Here is a 24,142-nt window from a genome sequence, read left to right on the forward strand (position 1 = left end):
CAAGTTCAGCGCTCTGGATCCCGGCCTTCGCCGGGATGAGTCGCTGCGCGCTCACTTCTCCTCGATCGGCATGCCGTAGAGTTCGAGGCGGTGGTCCACCAGCCGGTAGCCGAGCCGTTTGGCGATCGCCTCCTGCAGAGCCTCGATCTCGTCGTCCATGAATTCGACGACCTTGCCGGTCTTCATGTCGATCAGGTGGTCGTGGTGCTGGTCGGGGTGCTCCTCGTAGCGGGAGCGGCCGTCGCGGAAGTCGTGGCGGGTGATGATGCCCGCTTCGTCGAACAGACGCACGGTCCGGTAGACGGTGGCGATGGAGATATGCGGGTCCACCGCGTGGGCGCGGCGGTGCAGCTCCTCCACGTCGGGGTGGTCATGGGCGTCGGACAGCACGCGGGCGATCACCCGCCGCTGTTCGGTCATGCGCATGCCCTTCTCGATGCAGAGCTTCTCGATGCGGTCCGACACGGGCCTCTCCTTCCCCCAACGAAGAGAAGATAGGTCTAAGCGGCGGCGGCGTTAAGGTCGAGACGCATCACCAGGGCGTCCACAAAACCCTGCGGCCGGCGGTCGTAGTAGGACTTGCGCAGGCCGGTGCTCCGGAAGCCCAGGCCCTTGTAGAGGGCGATGGCCGGGTCGTTGTCGACGGCCACCTCCAGGAAGACCTCCGCGGCGTCCAGGGCGCGGGCGGCGGGCAGGCTGGCGGCGATCAGGGCGCGGGCGACGCCGCGGCGGCGCGCGGCGGTCGCCACCCCCAGGGTCAGCACCTCCATCTCGCCAGCGGCGACGCGGCAGAGGATGAGGCCGAGCGGCGCGCCCGCCTCGTCGGTGGCGAGGAAGCCATAAATGCCCGCGCCCTCCAACAGGTCCTCGAACTCGTCGTCGCGCCAGGAGGCCGGGAAGGCCTGCGCATGCACGGCGGCCATTGCCTCGCACTCGGCGGCCGTGCAGCGGATCAGGTTCATGCGGGCAAGGCGGAGGCCGGCAGCTTGGCGTCCGGCGCGCGCAGGTAGAGCGGCTTCAGCGGCCCGCTCGCGCGGCCGGCGGCGAGGCGGGCGACCTGGCGGGCGTCGGCGCCTTCCGCCTCGATCACCCGCGCGCCCGGCGCGAAGTCGGCCAGGAGGGCCGCGCCGGAGCCCACCAGGGCGAAGGGCCGGCCCTGCGACAGCTCCGCGATCCGGGCGGCGGCCACCTCGGCGGTGAGCGCGTCCGGCGCCATCAGCGCCCGTCCGTCCTCGAAGGCCTGCAGGTAGAGCTGGCCGCGCCGCGCGTCGACGGCCGGGAAGACCAGGCCTTCGCCCTCAGCGGCCAGCGCCTCCAGGGTCCCGATTCCGACTGTGGATGTATCCAGCGCCAGCGCCAGGCCCTTGGCGAAGGCGACGCCGACCCTCAGGCCCGTGAAGGAGCCCGGCCCGACGGTGACGGCGATACGTTCCAGGCGCTCGAAGGCGATCCCGGCCTCGGCCATCACATCACGCGCCATGGGCGCCAGCCGCTCCTGATGGCCGCGCGCCATCACCTCGCGCGCCGAGGCCAGCACGCGATCTCCGTCAAGGACGGCGACCGAACAGCTGGAAAGACAGGTATCGAGGCCGAGGATCAACATTGAAGCCGGTGATAGTCCATGGGTCCCGGCTCGGCCTACGGGCTTCGCCCTCCGTTGGCCGGGACGACGGCTTAAAGAGTCTGTTCGACCGCCGTCACTTCCGGGACGTAGTGCTTGAGCATGTTCTCCACGCCCGCCTTAAGGGTCGCCGAGGACGACGGACAGCCGGAGCAGGCGCCGCGCATGTTCAGATAGACCACGCCGGTCTTGTCGTCGAAGCGGCTGAACAGGATGTCCCCGCCATCCTGGGCCACGGCCGGGCGGATGCGGGTGTCGAGCAGGTCCTTGATCTCGGCCACAATCTGGGCGGTCTCGCCCTCGTAGACGCCCTCGTCATGCCCGCCGGCCTGGTCGTCGCCTTCGCTGGCGAACAGCGGCTGGCCGGAGGTGAAGTGGTCCATGATCGCCGCCAGGATGGGCGCCTTCACATGGCTCCAGTCCCGCTCGGCGTCCTTGCCGACCGTTAGGAAGTCGGGGCCGAAGAACACCCGCTCCACGCCCTCGATGGCGAAGAGTTCGACGGCGAGCGGTGAAGCGGCGGCGGCCTCGGCGTCGCGGAAGTCGCGCGTGCCCTCGCCCATGACCTCACGGCCGGGCAGGAACTTCAGCACCTCGGGGTTCGGCGTGGGTTCGGTCTGGATGAACATGGGCCAGATGTGGCGCGTGTGGGGGCGGAGCGCAACTCCCACTCCTTACGCCAGGTCCGCGATCTCCGCGTCGGTGAGGTCGCCGGGCACGACCGTCACCGGCACCTTGCGGCCGCCCCAGCTGACGCCTTCCTTGGCCAGCGAGGCCACCAGCGGGCCTGGGCCGCGCCCGCCCACCGCGGCGGCCAGCACCAGAATCTTGATGTCCGGATCGGCGGCGATGGCCTCGCGCAAACCCGCGCGCAGGGTCTCGGCGCGGCGGATCAAGAGCTCCGGCGGCTGGCCGGTCTCGGCCAGCACCAGCTCGGCGGGCTGGCTGAGCGCGGCCTCGGCCTCCTCGCGCGCCTGGCGCTCCAGCTCGTCGCGTACGCCCGACCAGTGCTCGAAATACTCCGGCTCGATGACCCGCAGCAGGGCCACGTGGCCGCCGGTGGAGCGCGCCCGGCGGCAGGCGAAGCGCAGCGCCGCCTGGAACTCCGGCGTGTCGTCGGCGACGACCAGGAACTTGCGGGGGCTGGCAGCGCTCATCGCCGCGGACGGTGCGGCGCCGCTTGCGTGGTGGCAAGGCTCAGCCGGCCCAGTAACCCACGATGCGCTTGACCTCCGCGAGCGTCGGTTCGGCGACGGCCCGCGCCCGCTCCGCCCCGGCGGCCAGGATGCGGTCGATCTCGGCGGGATCGGCCAGCAGGCGGCGCATCTCCCCGCCGATCGGGCCCATCACCGAGACGGCGAGGTCGGCGAGCTTCGGCTTGAACGCCCCGAAGCCCTGGCCGGCGAATTCGCCGAGCACGTCCTGCGCCGTGCGGCCCGACAGCGCCGCATAGACGCCCACCAGGTTCTCCGCCTCCGGCCGCGCCTTCAGCTCGTCCAGCGTCTCCGGCAGCGGCTCCGGATCGGTGCGGGCCTTGCGGACCTTCTGCGAGATGGCGTCGGCGTCGTCGGTCAGGTTGATGCGCGAATAGTCAGACGGATCGGACTTGCTCATCTTCACCTTGCCGTCGCGCAGGGACATGATCCGCGCGCCCGGCCCCTGGGTCAGGGCGTCCGGCAGCGGGAAGAAGCCCGGCGCCTCGAAGTCATGGTTGAACTTGGCCGCGATGTCGCGGGTCAGCTCCAGGTGCTGGCGCTGGTCCTCGCCCACCGGCACGTGGGTGGCCTTGTAGACCAGGATGTCGGCGGCCTGCAGCACCGGGTAGGTGTAGAGGCCGACGCTGGAGCGCTCCTTGTGCTTGCCGGCCTTGTCCTTGAACTGGGTCATCCGGTCGAGCCAGCCCAGGCGCGCCACGCAGTTGAAGATCCAGGCGAGCTCGGCGTGGGCCGGCACGGCGGACTGGGCGAAGATGTTGGCCACCTTGGGATCGAGGCCGGTGGCCAGATAGGCCGCGGCGATCTCGCGGACGTTGGACTTCAGCTTGGACGGGTCGACCCATTCGGTGAGCGCGTGAAGGTCGGCCACGAAGATGAAGGTCTCGATCTCGTGCTGCAGGCGCGCGAACTTCACCAGAGCGCCCAGGTAGTTGCCCAGGTGCAGGTCGCCGGTCGGCTGGACGCCGGAGAGCACGCGTTGCGGGCCCGCGTAGGGGGCCGGAGCTTGGTCGGTCATGAGTTGAGGCTTCTCGGAAGTTTGGCGCGCGGGCGCAAGGCCCGGGGTGAAACGGGTCAGCGGATCAACGCCATCGCCAGGTCAGGTGCGCGCGGGAAGCCATGACGGCTGAATAGTCGCCGAGGCCGGTCGCGGCAAGCCTCAGCCCAGGTCCCGTCAGCCCAGGTCCTGGGCGCCGGGGACGGTTTTGTTGCTCTCGCCGGGCCTGCGCCGCAGCGCGCCCTTCACCTCGGCGATCGTGAGGCCGCCCGAAGCGAACAGCAGGAACGGGAAGGCCACGGCGGCCAGGGCGCTCAGGGAGACGATCACGATCTCCTTTGGCCCCAAGGGACCCAGGCGATGGCCATGCAGTAGGCCCTCGATCGCCGGCCGGAAATGGGAGGCCGTCGCCAGCAACCCACCCAGGACCGCGCTGGCCACCACGACGCGGATCAGGCGCGAGATGGTCTTGGCGCTGGGCTCGTAGAGACCTCGCCTGTGCAGGGCCCCCAGCATCAGCAGGACGTTGACCCAGGCCGCGAGACTGGTGGCCGCCGCGATCCCGGCCACGCCGACGAAATGGAACAGGGTCACGCCGGCGACGACGTTCACCGCAGCCGAGATCAGGGTGTAGCGCATCGGGGCGCGGGTATCCTGGCTGGCGAAGAACACGCGGTTGAACAACTGGGCTAGGACGAAGGCCGGGACACCCCAGCCGTACTGCAGCAGGGCGCTGGCCGTCGCCTGGGCGTCGAAATGGGTGAACTCGCCGCGGGTGTAGAGCCCGTCGATGAGGAAGTAGGGCATGGCGACCAGGGCGGCGGCGGCCGGCAGGCTGAGCGCCAGGGAGAACACCACCGCCTCGTCGATGGCCTTGTGCCCGCCGAGCTTGTCGCCCGCGTGCACGTGGCGCGACAGACGGGGCAGCAGCGCCACGCCGATGGCCACGCCCACCAGGCTTTGCGGCAGCATGTAGAGCCGGTCACAGACCGTCAGCCAGCTTCGCGCGCCGTTCACCTGGCTGACCAGCATGCTGGAGATGAAGATGTTCACCTGCGCGCCGCTGGCGGCGATGGCGCCGGGGACGGCCAGGCCGATAAGCGCCCGGATCGCGGGCGTCAGGCGCGGACGGCGGATGTCGACATTGGCGCCCGACCTGCGCACGCCCCACCACAGGAGCGCCGCCTGGGAGACTCCCGCGACGATCACCCCCCAGGAGGCATAATAGGCGGCCTGCAAGGTGTTGTGCGCCGGCCAGACGGCGATGAGGGTCCAAAGGTTCAACAGGATCGGGGCGGCGGCGGAGAAGATGAAGCGGTTGCGCCCGTTCAGCACGCCGGACAGGTGCGCGTAGATCGCCATGCACGGCAGATAGGGCATCATGATCTGGGTCAGCCGAACCGCCAGATCGTGCTTCGGACCGAGGAAACCGGGCGCGATCAGGTACATCAGCCACGGCATGGACAGCTCGGCCAGGATGGTGACCGCGATCGCGCCCGCCGCCAGGACCGCCATGGCGTCGGCGGCCAGGAGATCCGCCGCCTCTTCGCCCTCGGTGGCGAGCGCCTTGGAGTAGGCCGGCACGAAGGCCGAGGCGAAAGCGCCCTCGGCGAAGATTCGCCGGAAGAGGTTCGGGAACGAAAAGCCCATGTTGTAGGCGTCGGCGGCGAAGGTGGCGCTGGCGCCCAGGTAGTAGGTGATCGCCAGGTCGCGCGCGAAGCCCAACACCCGGCTGATCAGGGTGAAGAACGAATAGACCATGGACGACCGGATCAGCCCGCCCGTCTTGGCGGCCGCCGGCTTCGCGGTGGGAGTGGCGGTCACGGACATCTCGGACGGCGACGAGTCACAGCCCGCAAACTAGCGCGAGGGCAGCCGCCGCGCGCGGTGCAATTTGGCGCGCGGCGCTGGATTCCGGATCGCGGTCCAGGCGGCGTCCGGGACGACGCTTTGCGTCACTTCAGGACCTTGATCTTGATGTTCTGGAACCAGACGGGATCGCCGTGCATCTGCAGCGCGATGGCGCCGCTCTTGCCGGTGGCGAACTGCGGCCAGCGCTTGAACTTCGTGGCCGCGACGCGGGCTTTGAAGTCGTCGGAATTGAGGTCGTACTCGACGACCTTCATGCCGTTCAGCCAGTGCTGCACCTTGCCGTGGTCGACGACGATGCGCGAGTGGTTCCACTCGCCGACCGGCTTGGTCATGTCCATCGACGGCGCATAGAGGTAGTAGGCTGCCGAGGCGCGCTCGACCGGCTGTTCGCCGTGGGCGTTGTCCAGGAGCTGGTATTCCGGCCCGCTCTGGTAGGTCTCATCGCCCACCGGGATCACGTGATACATCACGCCGGAATTGCCCATGGGACTGATCTTCCAGTCGAAGGTCAGGTCGAAATTCTCGAAGTTCGCCTTGGTGACGATGTCCTTGGAGACACCCTTCGTCGGGCCGAGCACCCCGTCCTTGACCGTCCAGCCGGCGTCCGGCGCGTCGGTCTTGAAGCCCTTCCAGCCGGCGGTGGTCTTGCCGTCGAACAGGAGCTTCCAACCGCCGGCCTTCTCAGCGGCGGTCAGGGTGTTGGGCGCGCCTTGCGCGAACGCGCCGGTGGCGAGCACGGCCAGGCAAAGGCCGAGGGCGACAGCTTTCATGTTCAAGGGGCTCTCCTAGAGGCCGAGTTTCTGGAAGGCTTGCTCGAGGTGCGCCTTGACCTCGTCGGACGGGCCGGGATCGGAGGTCCGCTGAACATTGCCGATATAGCCCACGTCCTTGAAGCCCGCCTCGGTGGTGTAATAGGCGCCGATGGTCAGGCGGCGGAAGCGCTTCCAGAAGGCGTGGGTGGCCTCATCCTGCGACGCCGGCAAGGCGGCCAGCGCCGTGGCGCGGTCGGCGGCGCCCGTCTTCAGCACCTTCACGCTGAGCGCATTCAGCCCGTTCATGATCACCGGCCGGTCCTTCACCTGGTCCGGATAGGGCGCGCTCACCCACTCGTCGATGAAGTCCGGCACGCCGAGCGAACTGGCGGAGGGCGCCGTCGCATTGGCCGGCAGGATGTAGTCGGCGAGGATCGCTGCGGTCTGAAGCTGGCCGTGCGTCATGATCCGCGACCAGGGCGCCTTCTCCGGCTTGGTCAGCTTCGGGTCGGTGCCGTAGCCGCGGGTGACGGTGTCGCCGCCCATTTTCGGCCCATAGACCACCACGCCGGCCCCGCCGGCGATGGCCGCGCCGACCACGCCGACCCAGGCGAGCGCCGTGCGCCGGTCGATCTTGGAGACGTAGGGTTCGGGAGTTTCGGGACTGCCGCTCATCAGATCGCCCCCTGCTTGGCGAGCGTCGCCAGGTTGTCGGCCGAGCGCCAGGCCAGCGCGATGATCGAAAGGGTCGGGTTCTTGTCGGGGCTGGAGACCATCACCGCCCCGTCCATGACGAAGAGGTTCGAGACCGCCCAGCTCTGGCCGTACTGGTTGACCACCGAGTCCGTCTCGTCATGGCCCATCCGCGCGGTGCCGATCTCGTGGATCATCTCGCCGCCCTTGGAGATGGCCTTGCGGCCGTCGGTCTCCACCTTGCCCATGGGCTTGCCGCCCAGCCGGTCGATGACCTCCAGGAAGGTCTTGACCATGTGGGAGGCCTGCCCGGTCTCGCTGTCGCCCCACTTCCAGTGGAAGCGCAACACCGGGATGCCCCACTTGTCCTTGGTGGTGGGGTCGAGCTCGCAATAGCAGTCGTCGTTGGGGATCATCTCGCCGCGGCCGTTGAAGCTGATGGTCGAGCCGTAGCGCTGGCGCAGGCGGCCGCGCAGCTCGTCGCCGACGCTGGCGTCGTCGTCGTGCAGCAGGCCGCCCATGCCCATGGACGGCATCTGCCGGCCGCCGCCGATCTCGATGTGGTAGCCGCGCGGGAAGCCCAGCGCCTTATGCTTGTCGTAGCCCCACCAGGGCACATAGGTGTGCTCGACGCCGTTGCCGTCGTCGTTGGTGGGCGGCAGCCCCTCCATGTGCGGGAACTGGCCGGTGACGTTCAGGCCGACTGAGTCCATCAGGTAGCGGCCGACCATGCCGTGGGTGTTGCACAGGCCGTTGGGGAACTTCGAGGACTTGGAGTTCAGGAGGATACGCGCCGTCTCGCCGGAACCGGCGGCCAGCACCACCGCGCGGGCCGTCACCGAATGGTGCTCGCCGGTCTTGCGGTCGACATAGCTGACGCCCTTGGCCTTGCCGGCCGCGTCGAGGTCCACCTGGTAGACCAGGGCGTTGGTGGTGATGGTCAGGTTCTTGGTCGCCATGGCCGGCGGCAAGAGCACCGTGGTCGACTGGAAATTGGCCCCGATCGCGCAGCCGCGGCCGCAGGGCGTGGCGAAGAGGCAGGTGTTGCGGCCCTCCATCGCGCTCGTCACCACGGCTCCGTGCATGGGGATCACCGGGATGTTCATGGCCTTGAACGCGCGGGCATAGAACATCTCGAAGGCGCGCGGGGGCGCGGGCTGCAGCAGGCATCCCGGCGGCGAATCCGGCGTGTTGGTCAGGTTCTGCGGCGGATAGGCGCCGGTGACGCCCACCAGCTTTTCGGTCTTGTCGTACCAGGGGGCCAGGTCGTCGTAGGTGATCGGCCAGTCGTGGCCCAGGCCGTCGCGTTCGCGCGGCTTGAAGTCCAGGGGCCCGAAGCGCAGCGCGATGCGGCCCCAGTGGTTGGTGCGCCCGCCCAGCATGCGCGGCCGCCACCAGATGAAGGGTTCGGAGCCCTCGGCCACGGTGTAGGGCTCGTTGGGCACTTCCCAGCCGCCGTCGACGGTGGCGTCGTAGAAGCCGAAGGGCTTGTCTGGCGTCGAGACGCCGCGCAGGGGCGCCTCGGCGTTGGTGTTGAACATCGGGGTCTCGATGCGCGGGTCGTAGTCGCGCCCGGCCTCCAGCATCAGCACCTTCATCCCCGACTTCGTGAGGTGGTAGGCGCTCATCCCGCCGCCGGCTCCGGAGCCGACGATGATCACGTCATAGGGTTCGGCCGCCATGCGTCAGGCTCCAGTCCGCGCCGGACCAGGCCTTGCTGGCACGGGCACGTAGGTTTCCAGGGTCTCGTCCGGCAGATGCACCACCTGCCCCGTCTCCGCCGACTTGTAGAGGGCCATGACCATCTTGGTCACCTCGACCCCGTCTTCGAAGGTCTCGATCGGCGTCCTGCCATGCCGGAAGCAGTCGACCATGTGCCGGTTCTCGCCGATGTAGCCATAGGTGCCGGCCTCGTCCTCGACGATCGGCATCTGGCCCTGTTCGGCGTTCTGCTTCTCCACCAAATCCTCGCCGCCCTCGCCCGTGATGGCGCGCGACAGGAAGACCTTCAGGCTGGGGTTCAGGGAGGAGAACTCCATGGCGTATTCCGGACCCAGCAGGGCCAGATCGATGCGCAGGCCCGGGCCGACATAGGACCAGGAGGTCGAAGCCTCGACGATCAGCTCCTGGCCGGTCTCGTCCGCCAGGGTGATGGTGGCGCGGGCGAAGTCCTCCACCGGATGGGCCTGCATCTCGACCCCCTTGAAGTCGTGCGCCAGGGTCTTGGCGTACTTGGCCTGGGTCCACTTCAGATAGCCGACCGAGCCCTGGACCGACTTCACCGTCAGGCTGTCGCGCGGCGCGTCCGGCTTGGTCAGCAGGAAGCGGCCCACCTCGACCGAGTGGCACATCATGTCGCTCATGACCCCGCCGCCCTGCCTGGGGCCCTGCCAGAACCAGGGCTCGTGCGGGCCGGAGTGTTCCTCGGCCGCGCGGGCCAGGTAGGGACGGCCCGAGGCCGGCACGGCGCGGCGCCAGATGACTTCCTTGCCGCGCTCGACCGCCGAGGCGAACACCTGGTTCTCCAGGTAGCCGTGGGCGAGCCCGGCGTCCTCGGCGAGCGCCAGCACCTCGCGGGCCTCGGCCAGGGTGCGGCCGAGCGGCTTTTCGCAGGCGATGGCGCGGACCTTGGAGCGGCCGGATTTCACCGCGGCGTTGATCGCCCGCATGACCTCCAGGCGCCGGTCGTTGGGCGCGAGCAGCCAGATGGCGTCGACATCGTCGGCGGCCAGCAGGCTCTCCAGGTCGGCGTGCGCGCGGCACGGGCCGAGTTCGGCGTCGTTGACCTGTTTGGCCAGCGCATCGCGGTGCTCGGCGGTCGGGCTGTAGACGCCGGTGATCTGCGCGTGGCGGACCGAGGTGAAGCTCTTGGCGTGGAACTTGGCGATGAAGCCCGACCCGATGAAGCCGATACGCAAGGGCGGCGGCGCCTCGGTTGCCTGCGCCATGCTCTCAAATCCCCCGCGAACCACTGACTTTGCGCGAACTTGGCGCCGGCGGCGGGAGAGGTCAAACCGCGCCAGGGGCGAGGTGTTTCCCGATCGGATCGCGACAGGTGCGCTTGAGCGGCAACTGTGTAATCGATAGGCCAAGCGGGGCAAGAGACTCACGCCGGGGGAAACGAAGATGACGGTCCGCATGCGGCTTTTCGTGATGATGGCGCTGCAGCTGGCGGTCTGGGGCGCCTGGGCGCCCAAGCTGTTCCCCTACATGGGCATGCTGGGCTTTTCGCCCTGGCAGCAGTCGCTGGTCGGCAGCGCCTGGGGCATCGCCTCGGTGGCCGGGATATTCTTCTCCAACCAGTTCGCCGACCGCAACTTCTCCGCCGAGCGGTTCATGGCCGGCAGCCATGCGCTGAGCGGCCTGGCGCTGGCGGCCTGCGCCTTCCTGACCAGCTTCTGGCCGTTCTTCGCGGCCTATCTGCTCTTCAGCCTGCTCTATGTGCCGACCCTGTCGGTCTCCAATTCCATCGCCTTCGCCAACCTGAAGGACCCGGCCAAGGACTTCGGCGCGGTGCGCATGGGCGGCACGGTCGGCTGGGTGCTGGTGAGCTGGCCGTTCGTCTTCCTGCTGGGCGCCAAGGCCGACGCCGCGCAGGTGCGCTGGATCTTCCTGGTCGCGGCGATCGTCTCGTTCGCACTCGCCGCCTACAGCCTGACCCTGCCGCACACGCCGCCCAAGCGCGACGCGCAAGCCCCCAACTCCATATCTGGCGACCCGCTGGCCTGGCGCGAGGCGATCAAGCTCCTGGGCGTGCCGTTCGTGGGCGTGCTGTTCCTGGTCACCTTCATCGATAGCGTGATCCACAACGGCTACTTCGTGATGGCCGACAACTTCCTGACCAACCGCGTCGGCATCGCCGGCAACCTGTCGATGATCGTGCTGAGCCTCGGCCAGCTGGCCGAGATCGTGACCATGTTCGTCCTGGGCGGCGTGCTGGCCCGGCTGGGCTGGAAGACCACCATGATCGTGGGCATCCTTGGCCACGCGGCGCGTTTCTCGGTCTTCGCCTTCTTCGCCGACAGCGTGCCGGTGATCGTCGCCGTGCAGCTGCTGCATGGGATCTGCTACGCCTTCTTCTTCGCCACCGTGTACATCTTCGTGGATGCGGCCTTCCCCAAGGATGTGCGCTCCAGCGCCCAGGGGCTGTTCAACCTCCTGATCCTGGGTATCGGCAATGTCGCGGCGAGCTTCCTCTTCCCGAGCCTGATCGCGCACTGGACCGACGCCGCCGGCAAGGTCGACTACCGCAGCCTGTTCCTGGTCCCCACCGGCATGGCCCTGGTCGCCGTCCTGCTGCTCGCCGTCTTCTTCCGGCCGCCGCAGCACGGCCCCGCGGCCGTGGCCGTGGCCGCATAGGGACCGCGCCCGCGCAAAGCCGCGCCTGACCGGCGCGCCTACATCCCGTGCGGCGTCTCGGGTTCCGGCTCGGGCGCGGGGTCGCGGCTGATCTTGGGCGGCGCGCCGAAGCTCCAGGCGAAGCCCAGGTAAGCCGCCTGGATGCGCCCGCTGCCGATCGCGCGGTCGTGCAGGAGGGCGGTGTCGATGATCTGCTCGGAGCGGAAGGTGTTGAACACGTCCTGCACCGTCAGCACGGCCGAGAACTTGTCGTTGAACTTGTGCCGGAAGCCCAGGAACGACAGGAAGCTCGGGTCGACATAGCCCTGCGGCGTCAGGCGGCGGGCGTTCATCTGGCTGCTGAACTGGGCCGAATCGTTTGGCGTGAGCTGCCAGTTGAGGCTGAACCGCCCGCCGCCTTCGATGGCGGAGCGCACGCCCAGGTCCCCGATCACCCCCGGTATGGCCACCCCGCCGGAATCGATCTCCGCGTAATAGACGTTGGTCGAGGCGTTGTAGGTCAGGTCCTCGGTCAGGTGGCCGTTGGCGACCAGCTCGACACCGGCGTGCTTGCTGGCGCTGAGGTTCTCCTTGGTGTCCAGGAGCGCGCCGTCGCCCAGTTCGGTGATCACGTCGGTGAAGTCGTGGTCGCTCACCCGGTAATAGGCCGTGGCGAGATAGTAGGTGTTCCCGGCGTGGTACTGCCAGCCGGCCTCGAAGCTGTTGGTCTCTTCCGGCTTCAGGTTGGGATTGCCCTCCCGGAAGTTGAAGGTGTCCTGCTCGACGCGGAACGGGTTCAGGTCGGACGGGTTCGGCCGCTGGATGCGCTGGCTGTAGCTCAGGGTCAGCTGCTGGTCGTCGGAGACCCGGTAGCCCAGGTGCAGGGTCGGGTAGGCCTTGAAATAGTTGGTGTCGTGGACGATCGCGCCGGTGACCTGGTCGAGGTCCTGCTCCACGTCCTCGATCCGCAGCCCGCCCAGGACGCTCAGGTTCCCGAACGGCCGCTCATAGGTGGCGTAGGCGGCGTTGATGGTCTGCTTGTAGAGGAAGAGATTGGTCTGGGTCGGGTCGGCTGTCGCGTCGCCCTGGCTGATCCCGCGCAGGCCGACGTTGTCGTAGGAATTGTTGTCGATCCGCAGGTCGTAGCCGGTCTTCAGCCGCGCCTCGTCCGGCATCGGGCGGTTGTAGTCGGCGCGGATGTCGGTGAGCGTCAGGGAATTGTGCGAGAGAATGTCCTGGAACAGGTCCGGCGAGGGCGGCTCGCTGGTGACGGCGGTGAACTCGGTCTCGTTGCGCTCGAAGGTCCGCTCGCGGCTGGCGTTGACCGAGACCTCGTCCTGATAGGCGAAGGTGCGCCGCCAGCCCACCTGGACGCCGGAGTTGTCGCGCACGCTCTTGTTGAAGCCTGACTGGTCGAACACCTCGTTGAGGTCGCCGTTCGGATCGAAGCCCTTCAGATGCTCCAGGGTGTTGAGGCCGAGGTCGGTCTGGTTGGCGCGCAGCTCAGCCGACAGCCGGTCCTTGGCGGTGATGTCGTAGTCGACGCTGCCGCGGGCGTTCCACTGGTCGAGCGGACCGCGGTAGTCGCTGGTCTGCTGCGTGGTTTCCACCGGATCGCCGGGCGCGGTGGCCTGGCTGCGGTCATCGACGTTGATCGAGTGCTGCGGGTCGTGGCGGAAGCCCGCGTCGCCGCTCAGGGTCAGCTGGTTGGAGTTGTAGGCCCCGCTGACCCCGCCGTTGCGCCGCCCGGCCGTGCCCATGTTGTAGCGCACAGAGCCGGACTCGCCGGCCCGGCGGGTCTTGCGCATCACCAGGTTGATGATCCCGGCCGAGCCGTCCGGCGAGAACTCCGCCGAGGGATTGGTGATCACCTCGACCCGCTCCACCGCGTCGGCCGGCAGGGACTGCAGCGCCTGGGCGGCGCTCTGGCCGCGGAACAGGCCCGACGGCTTGCCGTCCACCAGGATGGTGACGTTGGTGTCGCCGCGCAGGGAGACGTTGCCCTGCACGTCCACCTCGACGGAGGGGATGTTCTTCAGCGCATCGCTGATCGAGCCGGTGGTCGACGATAGGTCCTTGGCCACGCCGTAGCTGCGCCGATCGATGGAGGTGCGGTCGGCGTCCGGCGCCGCGGCGGTGACGGTGACCTCCTCGACGGTCTGGCCGGCGTCCGCCTTCTTGGCGGCGGCCTTGGCGGGAGCCGGCTTGGCGGGCGTGGTCTTGGAGGGCGCCGCCTTGGCGGGAGGGGTCGCGCCATCCGCCGACGCCGACGTCTGGGCCTCGGCTTGCGCGGCGGCCGCGCTCAGGGCGGCGGCCAGGACGATGCTCACTCGAAACTGCAATTCTTCCCCCCGCAGGTCAGAACCACGTTCTAAGCGACCCCTGTCAAAAAAGTATAGCCGACCTGAAATCCGCCGGACGCGCCGGCTAGGGCTGCGGGACGCCGCCGAAGTCGAACGTCGGCTCGCGCGGCTTTTTGCCGCCGCCCCCGAAGGTGCGGGTCACGCCGAAGAAGATCCCGCGGATGTGGATGTGCTGGTCGCTGTGGTCCTCAAGGATCGGCGTCGAGGTGACCTGGCGAAAGCGCAGGCCTTCGAACGGATCCTGGATGGTGACCACGCCGAACAGGTCGTCGCGGAACTTGTGGCGGTAGCCCAGGTAGGTCAGCGCGAAGGGCTCGATGTAGCCCTGAGGCGTCAGCCGCTTGGCGTTGAGGGTGGTGGTGGCCTGGAAGGTGTCCCGGGCGGTGGGCTGCCAGGTCAGGCTGCCCCGCCCGCCGACCTCGAAGGCCGAGCGGCGCCCGGCGAAGTCCAGCAGCTGCTCCAGGCCGTCGCTGACGGCGTCGATCTCGTTCCAGTAGAGGTTCATTGAAGCGCCGTAGCTCAGTGTCTTGGTGAGATGGCCGTTGGCCACCAGCTCCAGCTCCGCGGCCTTGCTGTCGCTGAGGTTCTCCTTGGTGGTCAGAAGGACCCCATCGGCCTGGGCGGTAATCACGTCCGTCACCCCGTGCGCGTTCTGGCGATAGTAGAGCGTCGCCAGGTAGTAGGCGCCGCCCGCCCGGTACTGGTAGCCGGCCTCGAAGCTGTCGGTGGTCTGCGGCTGCAGGTTCGGGTTGCCGGCCTGGAAGCTCAAGGGGCCGAGCTGGATCGGGAAGGGATTGAGGTCCTCCGGATTGGGCCGCTGCACCCGCTTCGAATAGCTGAGGGTCAGCTGCTGGGCGTCGGAGATCTTGTAGGCCAGGTGCAGGGACGGATAGGCGCGGACATAGCTGGTGTCGTGGGTCTGGACGGTGGTGACCTGGTTGAGGTCGAGGTCCACGTCCTCCAGCCGCAGGCCGGCCAGCGCCGTCCAGTCGCCGAACGGCTGCTCATAGGTGGCGTAGGCGGCCTCGACGGTCTGTTTGTAGAGGAAGAGGTTGCTCTGCGTCGGGTCCGGCAGGGCGTCCGCGGGCGAGCCGCCGACCCGCCCGATGTTGTCATAGCGGTTGTCGTCGACCCGCAGGTCATAGCCGGCCTTCAGCTTGCCGTCGGCGGGCATGGGCCGCACGTAGTCGGCCTTCAGCTCGCTGCCGTCGGCGGCGTTCTGGGTCCTGAGGTCGGTGAACACCGCCGGGCTGGGCGGCAAGGCGGTCGTGAGATCGAAGGCCTGGTCGCGGACGTCGTCGATGCGTTCGCGCGAGATATTGACCGTCAGGGTGTGGTCATCGCCGCCGAAGCTGCGCCTGACGGTCGCCTGCGCCTCGCGGTCGCCGAGCCCCCATTTGAGCCGGCCCTGGTCGTCGAACGCCTGGATCGGGTCGCCCGCCGGGTCCTCGCCCTGGAACAACGCCCGCGGCGACTGGTCGACGTCAGTGTGGCTGAACCGCAGGTCGCCGCTGATCCGGGTCTTGGGATTGAGGTCGTAGTCGGCGCTGACATGGGCGCCCCAGCGGTCGAGGTGGCCGCCGCCGCGGTTCTCAGTCTGGCTCGTGCTGAGCTCATGGCCCTGGCCGTCAAGGACCGTCCGTGCATCCAGCCCGTGGGCGCTCTGTGGATCGTAGCGGCCGTTGATGTCGGCCGAGACCGTCAGCTTCGCGGAATTGTAGGACCCGGTCAGGCCGCCGCTCTTACGGCCGAGGTCACCGAGGTTCACGCGGATCGAACCCGAGGCGCCGGGCTTGCGGGTCTTCTTGCTGATCAGGTTGATGATCCCCGCCGCACCGTCGGGCGAGAACTCCGCCGACGGGTTGGTGATCACCTCGACACGTTCGATGGAGTCGGCCGGCAGCGCCTGCAGGGCCTGGGCGGCGCTGGCGCCCTTGAACTGCCCGGAGGGCTTGCCGTCCAGCAGGATGGTGACGTTGCTGTCGCCGCGCAGGGAGACATTGCCCTGCGGGTCCACTTCGACGGAGGGGATGTTGCGCAGCGCGTCGCCGATCGAGCCGGTGGTGGTCGCGAGGTCCGAGGCGATGCCATAGCTCTTGCGGTCGATGTCGCTGTGCAAGCCCTGGGCCGGCGCGGCGGTGACCGTGACGCCTTCGAGGGTCCGCTCAGCCTGGGGCTTGGCCGGTGACGCGGGCGTCCCAGCCGCAGGCGCTGCGGGCGGCGTTTGCTCCTGCGCCTGGGCCGCGGCGGCGGCGCTCGCCAGCATCGCCGCCAGGATGACGCCCGCCCGCTGTCCCATGGAATCCCCCCGCCTCGCTTCGAGGGGATCAGACTACATTTGTAATTCAATGGAAACTACAAATGTAAACTCCCAGTCAGCGCGCCACGCTGGCCCGCGCCCGCTGCAGGTTGGCGCGGCGGCCGTCTTCCTGGTCGGGATCGTTCAGGGCGGCGATCAGGGCGGCCTTGAGCGCATTGCCCTTGCGCGCGTCCTCCAGCTTCTCGCCCTGGGGGCCAGTCACGTAGAAGGCGTCCACGGCGCGCTCGCCATAGCCGTCGATGTGCGCCGAGAGGATCGAGAGGCCGGCATCGGCGATGGTGCGGGCGAGCGCCGCCAGGAGGCCCGGCCGGTCGCGGCCGGAGGCTTCCACCACCGTCGAGGTCTCCGAGGCGTCGTTGTCCAGCATCACCGCCGGCGTGATCGAGAAGGCCGCAGCACGGCCGAGGTCGGCGGCGCGGCGCGGCTCCTGCTGGAGGTCCTCGCCGCGGGCGGCGGCCTCCAGGCTCTCCACCAGCCGGGCGAGCGCACGGGGATTGTCGGCGCCATAGGGCTCGCCGGCGGCGTCCTGCAGGTAGAAGACGTCGAGCGCCTGGCCGGTGCGCGAGGTGAACACCCGCGCGCCCAGCACGTTGGCGCCGGCCCCGGTGATCGCCGCGGCCAGGTCGACGAACAGCCGCTGGCGGTCGACGGCGGCCACCGCAACCTCCGCGGCGTTGCGGTCCAGCCGCACCCGGCCCTCGGCGGCCGCCGCCTTCCCGGCCCGCCGCGAAAGGGCCGCATGCGCCAGCACCTCGGCCTCGGAGAAGGCGGAGAAGTAGGCGTCCTCCATGCCGTCGGCCCAAGCCTCCGACGCCGGATCGGCCTTGGCCACCCGCACCCGGGCGTCGTAGGCGGCGTTCTCGTGATAGCGCTTCAGCGCCGCGGCGCTGTCGGAGCCGCGGCCGCCGCGGAACACCGCCTCGGTGGCGGCATAGAGCTCGCGCAGGAGCTGGCCCTTCCAGCCGTTCCAGACGCCCGGCCCCACGGCGCGGATGTCGGCCACGGTGAGCACCAGCAGCAAACGCAGCCGCTCCGGCGTCTCGACGATGGCGGCGAAGTCGGTGACCGTGCGCGGGTCGGAGATGTCGCGCTTCTGGGCGGTGTCGCTCATCACCAGGTGGTGCTCGACCAGCCAGGCGACCAGCTCGATCTTCGAACGCTCCAAGCCGATCCGCTCGCAGGCCGAGCGCGCGGCCCGCGCCCCGGCCTTCTCCTGGCCGCCCACGCCGCCCTTGCCGGTGTCGTGCAGCAGCATGGCCAGGAACAGGGCTTCCCGGTCGACGATCAGCGGCATGATCGCGGTGGACAGCGGGTGGTCGTCGGCGAAGCGGCCGGCGAAGACGTCGGAGATCACGCCCACGGCCCGCAGGGTGTGCTCGTCCACCGTGTAGGAGTGGTACATGTTGAACTGCATCTGGGCGACGATGCGCCCGAACTCCGGCAGGTAGCGGCCGAGCACCCCGGCGTCGGTCATCAGGGTCAGTGTCCGCTGCGGATCGCGCCCGTGCGCCAGGATCGACAGGAAGATCTGAGCCGCATGGCGGTCGCGGCGCACCGCTGAGGTGATCAGGGTGGCGAGCCGGGTCGCGGCGGTGAAGGCGTCGGGATGCAGGTCGAGGTTGCGCTCGTCAGCGATCTTGAACAGGCGCAGGAGGTTGATCGGGTCGCGCTCGAAAACCTCCGGCCCGTCGACGTTCAGCCGCCCGCCGATCTCGTGGAAGCCCGGCTCGTCCAGCGGCGTGCGCTTGGGCCGGCGCGCCGGCAACAGGCGCGACAGGCCCTTGGGCGCCACCTTCACCCGCTCGGCCTCCAGCTTGGCGGCGAACACCCGGGTCAGCGCGCCCACCTCCTTGGCGATCAGGAAGTAGCGGCGCATGAACCGCTCCACCGCCGGGGCGTCGCCGCGGTCGCCATAGCCCATTCGCCGCGCGATCTCCGGCTGGAGGTCGAAGGTCAGCCGCTCCTCGGGCCGGCCGGTGGCGAAGTGCAGGTGCGCGCGCACCGCCCACAGGAAATCGAAGGCCTGAATGAAGGCGCGCACCTCGCGGTGCTCGAACATCTCCAGCTGCATCACCTTCTCGATGGACTGGCCGGGATGCAGGTACTGGGCGATCCAGAACAGGGTGTTGAGGTCCCTGAGCCCGCCCTTGCCCTCCTTGATGTTGGGCTCGACCATGTAGCGGCTGGCGCCGGCGCGGGCATGGCGGTCGTCGCGCTCCTTCAGCTTGGCGGCGACGAACTCGGCGCCAGTGCCCTTCACCACCTCGTTCTGGAAGCGGCGGATCAGCTCCTCGGCCAGCTTCTCGTCGCCGATCAGCCGGCGCGCCTCCAGGATCGAGGTGCGGATGGTGAAGTCTTCGCGGGAGAGCTTCACGCACTCTTCCACCGTCCGCGAAGCGTGCCCGACCTTAAAGCCCAGGTCCCACAGGGCGTAGAGCATGTACTCGATCACGCTCTCGGCGTGGGCGGTCTGCTTGTACGGGCGCACGAACAAGAGATCGATGTCGGAATAGGGCGCGAGCGTGCCGCGCCCGTAGCCGCCGACGGCCATGAGCGCGAGTCTTTCGCCTTCTGTCGGGTTGCGGGCGCGGAACACGTGGACGGTGGTGAAGTCCCAGAGCGCGGTGATCACCTCGTCGGTCACGCCGGAGATCAACCGCGAGGTCTCGATGCCGCCGGCGCCGTTCTCCAGACGCTCCTTGGCGATCATCCGTCCCCGGAACAGCGCGGCCTTGAGGATCTCCAGCGCCGCCTTGCGCTGCGCGGGCCCGTCGCCCGCCTCCAGCGCCGCCGCCGACAGCTGCGCGCGCAGCCGTACGCCATCGACGACATGTTCCAGGCGGGTGGGCTTGAGGCGCGGGGGCATGACGGCAGGGATATAGGAATTCGGCGGCGGATTCGCGGCTGGAGTGGGGACCTCTGGGACCGCACCCGCCGTCGTGGCCCGAACAGCCTAGGCTCGCATCAGAGAAACCAGCCTTGAGGAAGCTTTCCGTCCATTGATCTCATGGTTGATGCGAGGCCCTTCGAAAATCCTCCCCTTCGGGGGGGGAGGTGGCGCGAAGCGCCGGAGGGGGTCGGCTCCAAAGCCGCTGAGGACCCCCTCAGTCGGCTTCGCCGACAGCTCCCCCGATGGGGAGCAATTCAGCTCAGCATTCCCTTCAACCGGTAGAGCGCCTCCATCGCCTCGCGGGGGCTCATGCCGTCGGGGTCCATCACGCGAAGCGCCTCTTCCGCCGGGCTGGGCCCATAGGACGGCGCGGCCTCGGCGACGGCGGCGAACAGCGGCAGGTCGTCGAGGTTGGCGGGGCCTTGCGCCTCGCGCTCCAGCCGCTCCAGCACGTCGCGGGCGCGGGCCACGACCGGGGCGGGCACGCCGGCCAGCTTGGCCACCTGGACGCCGTAGCTGCGGTCGGCGGGCCCCGGCCCGGCCTCGTGCAGGAAGATCAGGTCGCCGTTCCACTCCTTGGCCCTCAGCGACAGGTTGGCGACATAGGCCAGCCGCTGCTCCAGCACCGCCAGCTCATGGTAGTGGGTGGCGAAGAGGGCGCGGCAGCGGTTGGTCTCGTGCAGGGCCTCGGCGCAGGCCCAGGCGATGGCCAGGCCGTCGTAGGTCGCAGTGCCGCGGCCGATCTCGTCCAGGATCACGAAGGACCGCGGCGTCGCCTGGGTCAGGATCGCGGCGGTCTCGACCATCTCGGCCATGAAAGTCGAGCGGCCGCGCGCCAGGTCGTCGCCGGCGCCGACGCGGCTGAACAGCCGGTCGACCACGCCCAGCCGCAGGCGCCTGGCCGGCACGAAGCAGCCGGCCTGGGCCAGCACCGCCAGCAGCGCGTTCTGGCGCAGGAAGGTCGACTTGCCGGCCATGTTCGGGCCGGTGACCAGGGCGAGCCTCGGCCCGCCGGCCCCCGCGCCGTCCAGGCGGCAGCCGTTCGGGGTGAAGGCCTCGCCGGCCCGGCGCACGGCGGCCTCGACCACCGGATGGCGGGCCGCCTCGGCCTCGAAGGCGGTGGAGCGGTCGACGACCGGGCGGCTCGCGCCCACGTCCTCAGCCCACTCGGCGACGGCGGCGGCGACATCAAGGCGCGCGGCGGCGGTGGCGGCGGCCTGCAGGTCGCCGGCGACCGAGACGGCGGCGTCACGCCAGGCCTCGAAGGTGTCGAGCTCGATGGCCAGGGCCCGCTCGGCGGCCTGGGCGATCCTGGCGTCCAGCTCGGCCAGCTCGACGGTGGTGAAGCGGACCTGGTTGGCCAGCGTCTGGCGGTGGATGAAGGTGGCGTTGAGCGGGGCGGCGAACAGCGGCTCGGCGGCCTTGCCGGTGGTCTCCACGAAATAGCCCAGCACGGCGTTGTGGCGCACCTTCAGGGCGACGCCGCTCTCCGCGGCCAGCCGCGCCTCGAGCTGCAGGATCACCCGCCGGCTGTCGTCGCGCAGGGCGCGGGCCTGGTCGAGCTCCGGCCGCACGCCCGCGCCCACAAAGCCGCCGTCGCGGGCCAGCGCCGGCAGGTCCGCGCCGAGGCCCTCGGTGAGCAGCGCCCGGAACTGGGCGAGGTCGGGATGCAGGCCGGGCGTCAGCGCCAGCAGCGCCTGGGCGATCTCCTCCGGCGGGGCGACCAGCGGGTTCTGCGCCGGGTCGAAGAGCGCGGCCACCGCCTCGCCGATCGCCAGGCCGTCGCGCAGGCAACCCAGATCGCGCGGACCGCCGCGGCCTAGCGCCAGGCGGCTGAGCGCGCGGGCCATGTCGCCCAGGCCCTTCAGCGCCTCGCGCAGCCTCTGGCGTTGCGGGCGGCGCTCGCAGAACCAGGCCACCGCGTCCAACCGCGCGTCGATGGCGGCTGGATCGAGCAGCGGCCGCGCCAGCCGGGCGGCGAGCAGGCGCGCGCCGGGGGCGGTCACCGTGCGGTCGATCGCCGCCAGCAGCGAGCCCTCCCGCGATCCCGAAGTGGCCTTCTCGATCTCCAGGCTGGTCCGCGTGGCCGGGTCGATGGCCATGACGTCGGCCTCGCCCGCCCGGCGCGGGGCCGAGAGCGCCGGCGACTTGCCGGCCTGGGTGGTCTCCAGGTGGGCGGCGATCAGGCCGAGGGCCGATATCTCCGCGCCCGACAGCGTTCCGAAGCCGTCCAGGGTCTCGACCCCGTAGAGCCGCTTCAGCCGCGCCTCCGACGCCGCCGGCTCGGCCAGCGCCTGCGGCAGGGGCTGGACGAAGCCGCCGGCCTGTTTCAGCGCCTGCGACACCGCCTCGTCGGCGAACAGCCGGTCGGGAACCAGGATTTCCGACGGCCCCAGCGCCGCCAGCGCCGAGGCCAGGCCCGCCACGCCGGTCGCCAGGCATTCCACCTCGCCGGTCGAGAGCTCGACGCTGGCCACCGCCGCCTGGCCGCCGCGCACGGCCACGGCCGCCAGCCGGTTGGCCCCGCGCGCGTCCAGCAGGCCCTCCTCGGTCAAGGTGCCCGGCGTCACCACCCGGACCACGTCGCGGTGCACCACCGACTTGGAGCCGCGCTTCTTCGCCTCGGCGGGGTTCTCCATCTGCTCGCAGACCGCGACCTTGAAGCCGGCGCGGATCAGCTTGGCGAGATAGGCCTCGGCGGCATGGACCGGCACGCCGCACATGGGGATCGGCGCGCCGGCGTGCTGACCGCGCGCGGTCAGCGTGATGCCCAGCGCCACGCTGGCCTTTTGGGCGTCCTCGAAGAACAGCTCGTAGAAGTCGCCCATGCGGAAGAACACCAGGGCGTCTGGCTGGCGGGTCTTGGCGTCGAAATACTGCGCCATCACCGGCGAGGCGCCGGCCGAAGGGTCGGGCAGAGCGGTGGCGGCGGGGTCGGGCGTGGCGTGGGCGTTCATGGGCCGCGTGACGCTAACCGCTACGGTGAGTCCCGTCAGCCCTTGCGCAAGCGGCGAACAGTCCCAAGCTGTTGACGGATGCCGCGCCCTGTAAGGTTTCTTGGGGAGGTTCGCGCCCGTTGAGCTTCGTGGTCTTCCCCGCCGGACCGGGCGACGCCGAGGACCTGGCGCGCGTGCATGTCACGTCCTGGCGCGAGACCTACCGCGGCCTCCTGCCCGACGCCTTCCTGGCGCGGATGAGCGAGCCGGGCTTCGCGCGGCGCTTCCGCCGGACGCTGATGGCGCCGGAGGGCGGCGTGACCCTGGCCGCGGCCGACCGCTACGGCCTGGTGGGCTACGCCCAAGGCGGCCCCTCGCGGCGCAACCTCGCGGGCGAGGCGGAGATCGCCACCCTCTACGTCCTGCGCGCCGCCCAGGGCCACGGGCTCGGCAAGCAGCTGATGACCGAGACCGCCCGCGCGCTGGCGGCGCGGGGCGCGACCTCCCTGATGATCTCGGTGCTGCGCGACAACATCCGCGCCCGCGGCTTCTACGAGCACCTGGGCGGCCAGCCCGAGGCCGCGCGGCAGGAACCCGGACCGGGCGGGCGGCTGCTCTATGAGGTCGCCTACCGCTGGACCGACATCGGCAGCGTGGCCGGATGAGGCCGAGGTCGCCTCAGGCGTCGGCCTTCTGCTCCGCGGCATAGGTCAGTGAGACGAAGACATCCTCCAGGTCCGGATCCTCGGTGGAGATGTCCTTGATGTGCACGCCGGCGGCATTGATCGCGGCCAGCACGTGTTCGACGCTGGACTGGCCGGTGCGGTAGCTGACCGAGAAGCCGCCGGCGGGGGTCAGCGCGGTCTCGAAGCCCGCCAGGGCCGGCGCGGCGGTCACCGGCGACTCGGGCGTCACCAGCACCTTGCGGGTGTCCATGCGGCTGAGCAGGGTCGTGGTCGGTTCGCAGGCCACCACCTGGCCGCGGTTGATGATGGCGATCTGATCGCAGAGCTCCTGGGCCTCTTCCAGGTAGTGGGTCGTCAAGACGATGGTCACGCCCTTGCGGTTCAGCTCCAGCACATAGGCCCAGAGCTGGCGGCGCAGCTCGACGTCGACCCCGGCGGTGGGCTCGTCGAGGATCAGCACCGGCGGATTGTGCACCATGGCCTTGGCGACCATCAGCCGGCGCTTCATGCCGCCGGAGAGCTGGCGGACGTAGGCGTTGGCCTTGTCGGCGAGGCCCAGCGCCTTCAGCAGCTCCGCCGTGCGCCGCTCGGCTTTCGGCACCGCGTACATGCCGGCCGCCACCTCCAGCGACTCGGCCGGCGTGAAGAAGGGGTCGGCGGCGATCTCCTGCGGCACCACGCCGATGGCGGCGCGGGCGTCCCTGGGGCGCTCGTCGATGTCGCGGCCCCAGATCGTCACCGTGCCCGCGCTCTTGCGGCACAGGCCCGCCAGGATGTTGATGAAGGTCGACTTGCCCGCCCCGTTCGGCCCCAGGAGACCGAAGATCGAGCCGCGCGGGATCGCCAGGTCCAGACCTTTAAGGGCCCGCATCTCGGGCGTCGTCTTGGTGGCCGCATAGGTCTTGACCAGTCCCTTGGCCTCGATCGCGTAGTCCGGCAGATCCATGGTCATCCCGTTGTCGCCCTCTCCACGTTGACTGGGAAAGCCGCGCTCGCATACCTAGGGCCGCGACCGCTCCTCCACAATCGGCGCGCCCACAAGGATCCGCCAATGGCCCGCAAAGCCGCTTCAAAGTCCGATCTGGTGAAACCCGCCTCGGGCAAGCGCAAGCCCGAGCCCGCGCCCGCCAAGGGCGCCCTGGTCCCCAACCTCTCGCCGCCGGAAGTGGTCGTGGTCCGCTCCAAGCGCGTCGCCTGCGAAGGCGTCGGCGGCACGCTGGGCCATCCCAGGGTCTGGCTGGAGATGGGCGAGGCCGATTTCGTGGAATGCTCCTACTGCGACCGCCGCTTCGTGCTGGCGAGCGGGACCGAGGGCCCGGAGGACGAACTGGTGGCGCCGGGGGTCTACGAAGGGTCGCACGGGCACTGAGGGCGGCCCTCCTCTTTAGGGGAGGGACAGGCCGCGCCAGCGGCCATGGTGGGGAAGTCGCGTTCAAGCGCGGGCTTCGGAGTCCTGGCCC

Annotated in this window: 19 protein-coding genes; 3 read left to right on the forward strand and 16 right to left on the reverse strand. The window is 69.8% G+C overall.

The annotated features are described in order from the left end of the window. Positions 1–51 precede the first annotated feature (51 nt). The 11 genes from E8A49_RS12965 to E8A49_RS13015 all read right to left on the reverse strand — a co-directional run bounded on the left by E8A49_RS12965 (position 52) and on the right by E8A49_RS13015 (position 10,097). The gene (locus E8A49_RS12965) at positions 52–426 is read right to left on the reverse strand and encodes a Fur family transcriptional regulator (protein ID WP_293381822.1); all 375 of its coding nucleotides are present in this window, start codon (positions 424–426) and stop codon (positions 52–54) included. A gap of 74 nt (positions 427–500) precedes the next feature. Then, a complete protein-coding gene (locus E8A49_RS12970; protein WP_293381696.1) occupies positions 501–962 on the reverse strand; it encodes a GNAT family N-acetyltransferase in 462 nt (153 codons plus the stop codon). Then, entirely contained in the window at positions 959–1,600 is a 642-nt protein-coding gene (gene tsaB, locus E8A49_RS12975; protein ID WP_293381825.1) for a tRNA (adenosine(37)-N6)-threonylcarbamoyltransferase complex dimerization subunit type 1 TsaB, read from the reverse strand. The genes E8A49_RS12970 and tsaB overlap by 4 nt, the downstream gene beginning before the upstream one ends. Positions 1,601–1,674: 74 nt before the next feature. Then, the gene (locus tag E8A49_RS12980) at positions 1,675–2,250 is read right to left on the reverse strand and encodes a NifU family protein (RefSeq protein ID WP_293381699.1); all 576 of its coding nucleotides are present in this window, start codon (positions 2,248–2,250) and stop codon (positions 1,675–1,677) included. Positions 2,251–2,295: 45 nt separating this feature from the next. Beyond that, positions 2,296–2,778, reverse strand: coding sequence for a universal stress protein (locus E8A49_RS12985; RefSeq protein ID WP_293381702.1), 483 nt, complete (start codon positions 2,776–2,778; stop codon positions 2,296–2,298). 40 nt (positions 2,779–2,818) lie between these two features. Continuing rightward, complete coding sequence (gene trpS, locus E8A49_RS12990) at positions 2,819–3,853, reverse strand: tryptophan--tRNA ligase (protein WP_293381705.1); 1,035 nt, start codon at positions 3,851–3,853, stop codon at positions 2,819–2,821. A 156-nt stretch (positions 3,854–4,009) separates the two neighbouring features. Next, on the reverse strand, positions 4,010–5,662 hold the full coding sequence (gene murJ / locus E8A49_RS12995) for a murein biosynthesis integral membrane protein MurJ (protein ID WP_293381708.1): 1,653 nt from the start codon (positions 5,660–5,662) through the stop codon (positions 4,010–4,012). Between the two features lie 125 nt (positions 5,663–5,787). Further along, positions 5,788–6,474 (reverse strand): DUF1080 domain-containing protein, encoded by a 687-nt coding sequence (locus E8A49_RS13000; RefSeq protein ID WP_293381711.1) that lies wholly within the window; start codon positions 6,472–6,474, stop codon positions 5,788–5,790. Between the two features lie 15 nt (positions 6,475–6,489). After that, positions 6,490–7,131, reverse strand: coding sequence for a gluconate 2-dehydrogenase subunit 3 family protein (locus E8A49_RS13005; protein WP_293381714.1), 642 nt, complete (start codon positions 7,129–7,131; stop codon positions 6,490–6,492). Then, entirely contained in the window at positions 7,131–8,831 is a 1,701-nt protein-coding gene (locus tag E8A49_RS13010) for a GMC family oxidoreductase (protein WP_293381717.1), read from the reverse strand. Before E8A49_RS13010 ends, E8A49_RS13005 begins: the two co-directional genes overlap by 1 nt. 3 nt (positions 8,832–8,834) lie before the next feature. Beyond that, positions 8,835–10,097 (reverse strand): Gfo/Idh/MocA family oxidoreductase, encoded by a 1,263-nt coding sequence (locus tag E8A49_RS13015; protein ID WP_293381720.1) that lies wholly within the window; start codon positions 10,095–10,097, stop codon positions 8,835–8,837. A gap of 178 nt (positions 10,098–10,275) precedes the next feature. Here E8A49_RS13015 and E8A49_RS13020 point away from each other — a divergent pair, with 178 nt between their 5' ends. After that, the gene (locus E8A49_RS13020) at positions 10,276–11,508 is read left to right on the forward strand and encodes an MFS transporter (protein ID WP_293381723.1); all 1,233 of its coding nucleotides are present in this window, start codon (positions 10,276–10,278) and stop codon (positions 11,506–11,508) included. 38 nt (positions 11,509–11,546) lie between these two features. On the opposite strand, the gene E8A49_RS13025 is transcribed toward E8A49_RS13020, so the two are convergent. From E8A49_RS13025 to mutS, 4 genes are all read right to left on the reverse strand, one after another. Continuing rightward, positions 11,547–13,817, reverse strand: a complete 2,271-nt coding sequence (locus E8A49_RS13025) for a TonB-dependent receptor (RefSeq protein WP_293381726.1) — start codon at positions 13,815–13,817, stop codon at positions 11,547–11,549. A gap of 97 nt (positions 13,818–13,914) precedes the next feature. Then, a complete protein-coding gene (locus E8A49_RS13030; RefSeq protein ID WP_293381729.1) occupies positions 13,915–16,149 on the reverse strand; it encodes a TonB-dependent receptor in 2,235 nt (744 codons plus the stop codon). Positions 16,150–16,225: 76 nt separating this feature from the next. Then, the gene (locus tag E8A49_RS13035) at positions 16,226–19,036 is read right to left on the reverse strand and encodes a [protein-PII] uridylyltransferase (RefSeq protein ID WP_293381732.1); all 2,811 of its coding nucleotides are present in this window, start codon (positions 19,034–19,036) and stop codon (positions 16,226–16,228) included. A 278-nt stretch (positions 19,037–19,314) separates the two neighbouring features. Then, complete coding sequence (gene mutS / locus E8A49_RS13040) at positions 19,315–22,017, reverse strand: DNA mismatch repair protein MutS (RefSeq protein ID WP_293381735.1); 2,703 nt, start codon at positions 22,015–22,017, stop codon at positions 19,315–19,317. Positions 22,018–22,145: 128 nt separating this feature from the next. Here mutS and E8A49_RS13045 point away from each other — a divergent pair, with 128 nt between their 5' ends. Then, complete coding sequence (locus E8A49_RS13045; RefSeq protein ID WP_293381828.1) at positions 22,146–22,661, forward strand: GNAT family N-acetyltransferase; 516 nt, start codon at positions 22,146–22,148, stop codon at positions 22,659–22,661. Between the two features lie 13 nt (positions 22,662–22,674). Here the strand turns inward: E8A49_RS13045 and E8A49_RS13050 are convergent, their stop codons facing one another. Next, positions 22,675–23,628 carry an ABC transporter ATP-binding protein gene (locus tag E8A49_RS13050; protein WP_293381831.1) on the reverse strand — a complete coding sequence of 318 codons (954 nt, stop codon included), beginning with the start codon at positions 23,626–23,628 and terminating at the stop codon, positions 22,675–22,677. A gap of 105 nt (positions 23,629–23,733) precedes the next feature. Here E8A49_RS13050 and E8A49_RS13055 point away from each other — a divergent pair, with 105 nt between their 5' ends. Beyond that, on the forward strand, positions 23,734–24,051 hold the full coding sequence (locus E8A49_RS13055) for a zinc-finger domain-containing protein (RefSeq protein ID WP_293381738.1): 318 nt from the start codon (positions 23,734–23,736) through the stop codon (positions 24,049–24,051). Positions 24,052–24,142: the final 91 nt, after the last annotated feature.

The sequence above is a fragment of the Phenylobacterium sp. genome (genome assembly GCF_004799515.1).
GTDB lineage: Bacteria > Pseudomonadota > Alphaproteobacteria > Caulobacterales > Caulobacteraceae > Phenylobacterium.

What these genes read in the sequence shown, in the direction of transcription:
- E8A49_RS13050 (WP_293381831.1), bottom strand. Translation starts at nt 23,628, where the DNA reads ATGGATCTGCCGGACTACGCGATCGAGGCCAAGGGACTGGTCAAGACC.
- trpS (WP_293381705.1), bottom strand. Translation starts at nt 3,853, where the DNA reads ATGACCGACCAAGCTCCGGCCCCCTACGCGGGCCCGCAACGCGTGCTC.
- mutS (WP_293381735.1), bottom strand. Translation starts at nt 22,017, where the DNA reads ATGAACGCCCACGCCACGCCCGACCCCGCCGCCACCGCTCTGCCCGAC.
- murJ (WP_293381708.1), bottom strand. Translation starts at nt 5,662, where the DNA reads ATGTCCGTGACCGCCACTCCCACCGCGAAGCCGGCGGCCGCCAAGACG.
- E8A49_RS13055 (WP_293381738.1), top strand. Translation starts at nt 23,734, where the DNA reads ATGGCCCGCAAAGCCGCTTCAAAGTCCGATCTGGTGAAACCCGCCTCG.
- E8A49_RS13000 (WP_293381711.1), bottom strand. Translation starts at nt 6,474, where the DNA reads ATGAAAGCTGTCGCCCTCGGCCTTTGCCTGGCCGTGCTCGCCACCGGC.
- E8A49_RS12970 (WP_293381696.1), bottom strand. Translation starts at nt 962, where the DNA reads ATGAACCTGATCCGCTGCACGGCCGCCGAGTGCGAGGCAATGGCCGCC.
- E8A49_RS13015 (WP_293381720.1), bottom strand. Translation starts at nt 10,097, where the DNA reads ATGGCGCAGGCAACCGAGGCGCCGCCGCCCTTGCGTATCGGCTTCATC.
- E8A49_RS12965 (WP_293381822.1), bottom strand. Translation starts at nt 426, where the DNA reads ATGCGCATGACCGAACAGCGGCGGGTGATCGCCCGCGTGCTGTCCGAC.
- E8A49_RS13030 (WP_293381729.1), bottom strand. Translation starts at nt 16,149, where the DNA reads ATGGGACAGCGGGCGGGCGTCATCCTGGCGGCGATGCTGGCGAGCGCC.
- E8A49_RS13020 (WP_293381723.1), top strand. Translation starts at nt 10,276, where the DNA reads ATGACGGTCCGCATGCGGCTTTTCGTGATGATGGCGCTGCAGCTGGCG.
- E8A49_RS13010 (WP_293381717.1), bottom strand. Translation starts at nt 8,831, where the DNA reads ATGGCGGCCGAACCCTATGACGTGATCATCGTCGGCTCCGGAGCCGGC.
- E8A49_RS13005 (WP_293381714.1), bottom strand. Translation starts at nt 7,131, where the DNA reads ATGAGCGGCAGTCCCGAAACTCCCGAACCCTACGTCTCCAAGATCGAC.
- E8A49_RS12985 (WP_293381702.1), bottom strand. Translation starts at nt 2,778, where the DNA reads ATGAGCGCTGCCAGCCCCCGCAAGTTCCTGGTCGTCGCCGACGACACG.
- E8A49_RS13035 (WP_293381732.1), bottom strand. Translation starts at nt 19,036, where the DNA reads ATGCCCCCGCGCCTCAAGCCCACCCGCCTGGAACATGTCGTCGATGGC.
- E8A49_RS12980 (WP_293381699.1), bottom strand. Translation starts at nt 2,250, where the DNA reads ATGTTCATCCAGACCGAACCCACGCCGAACCCCGAGGTGCTGAAGTTC.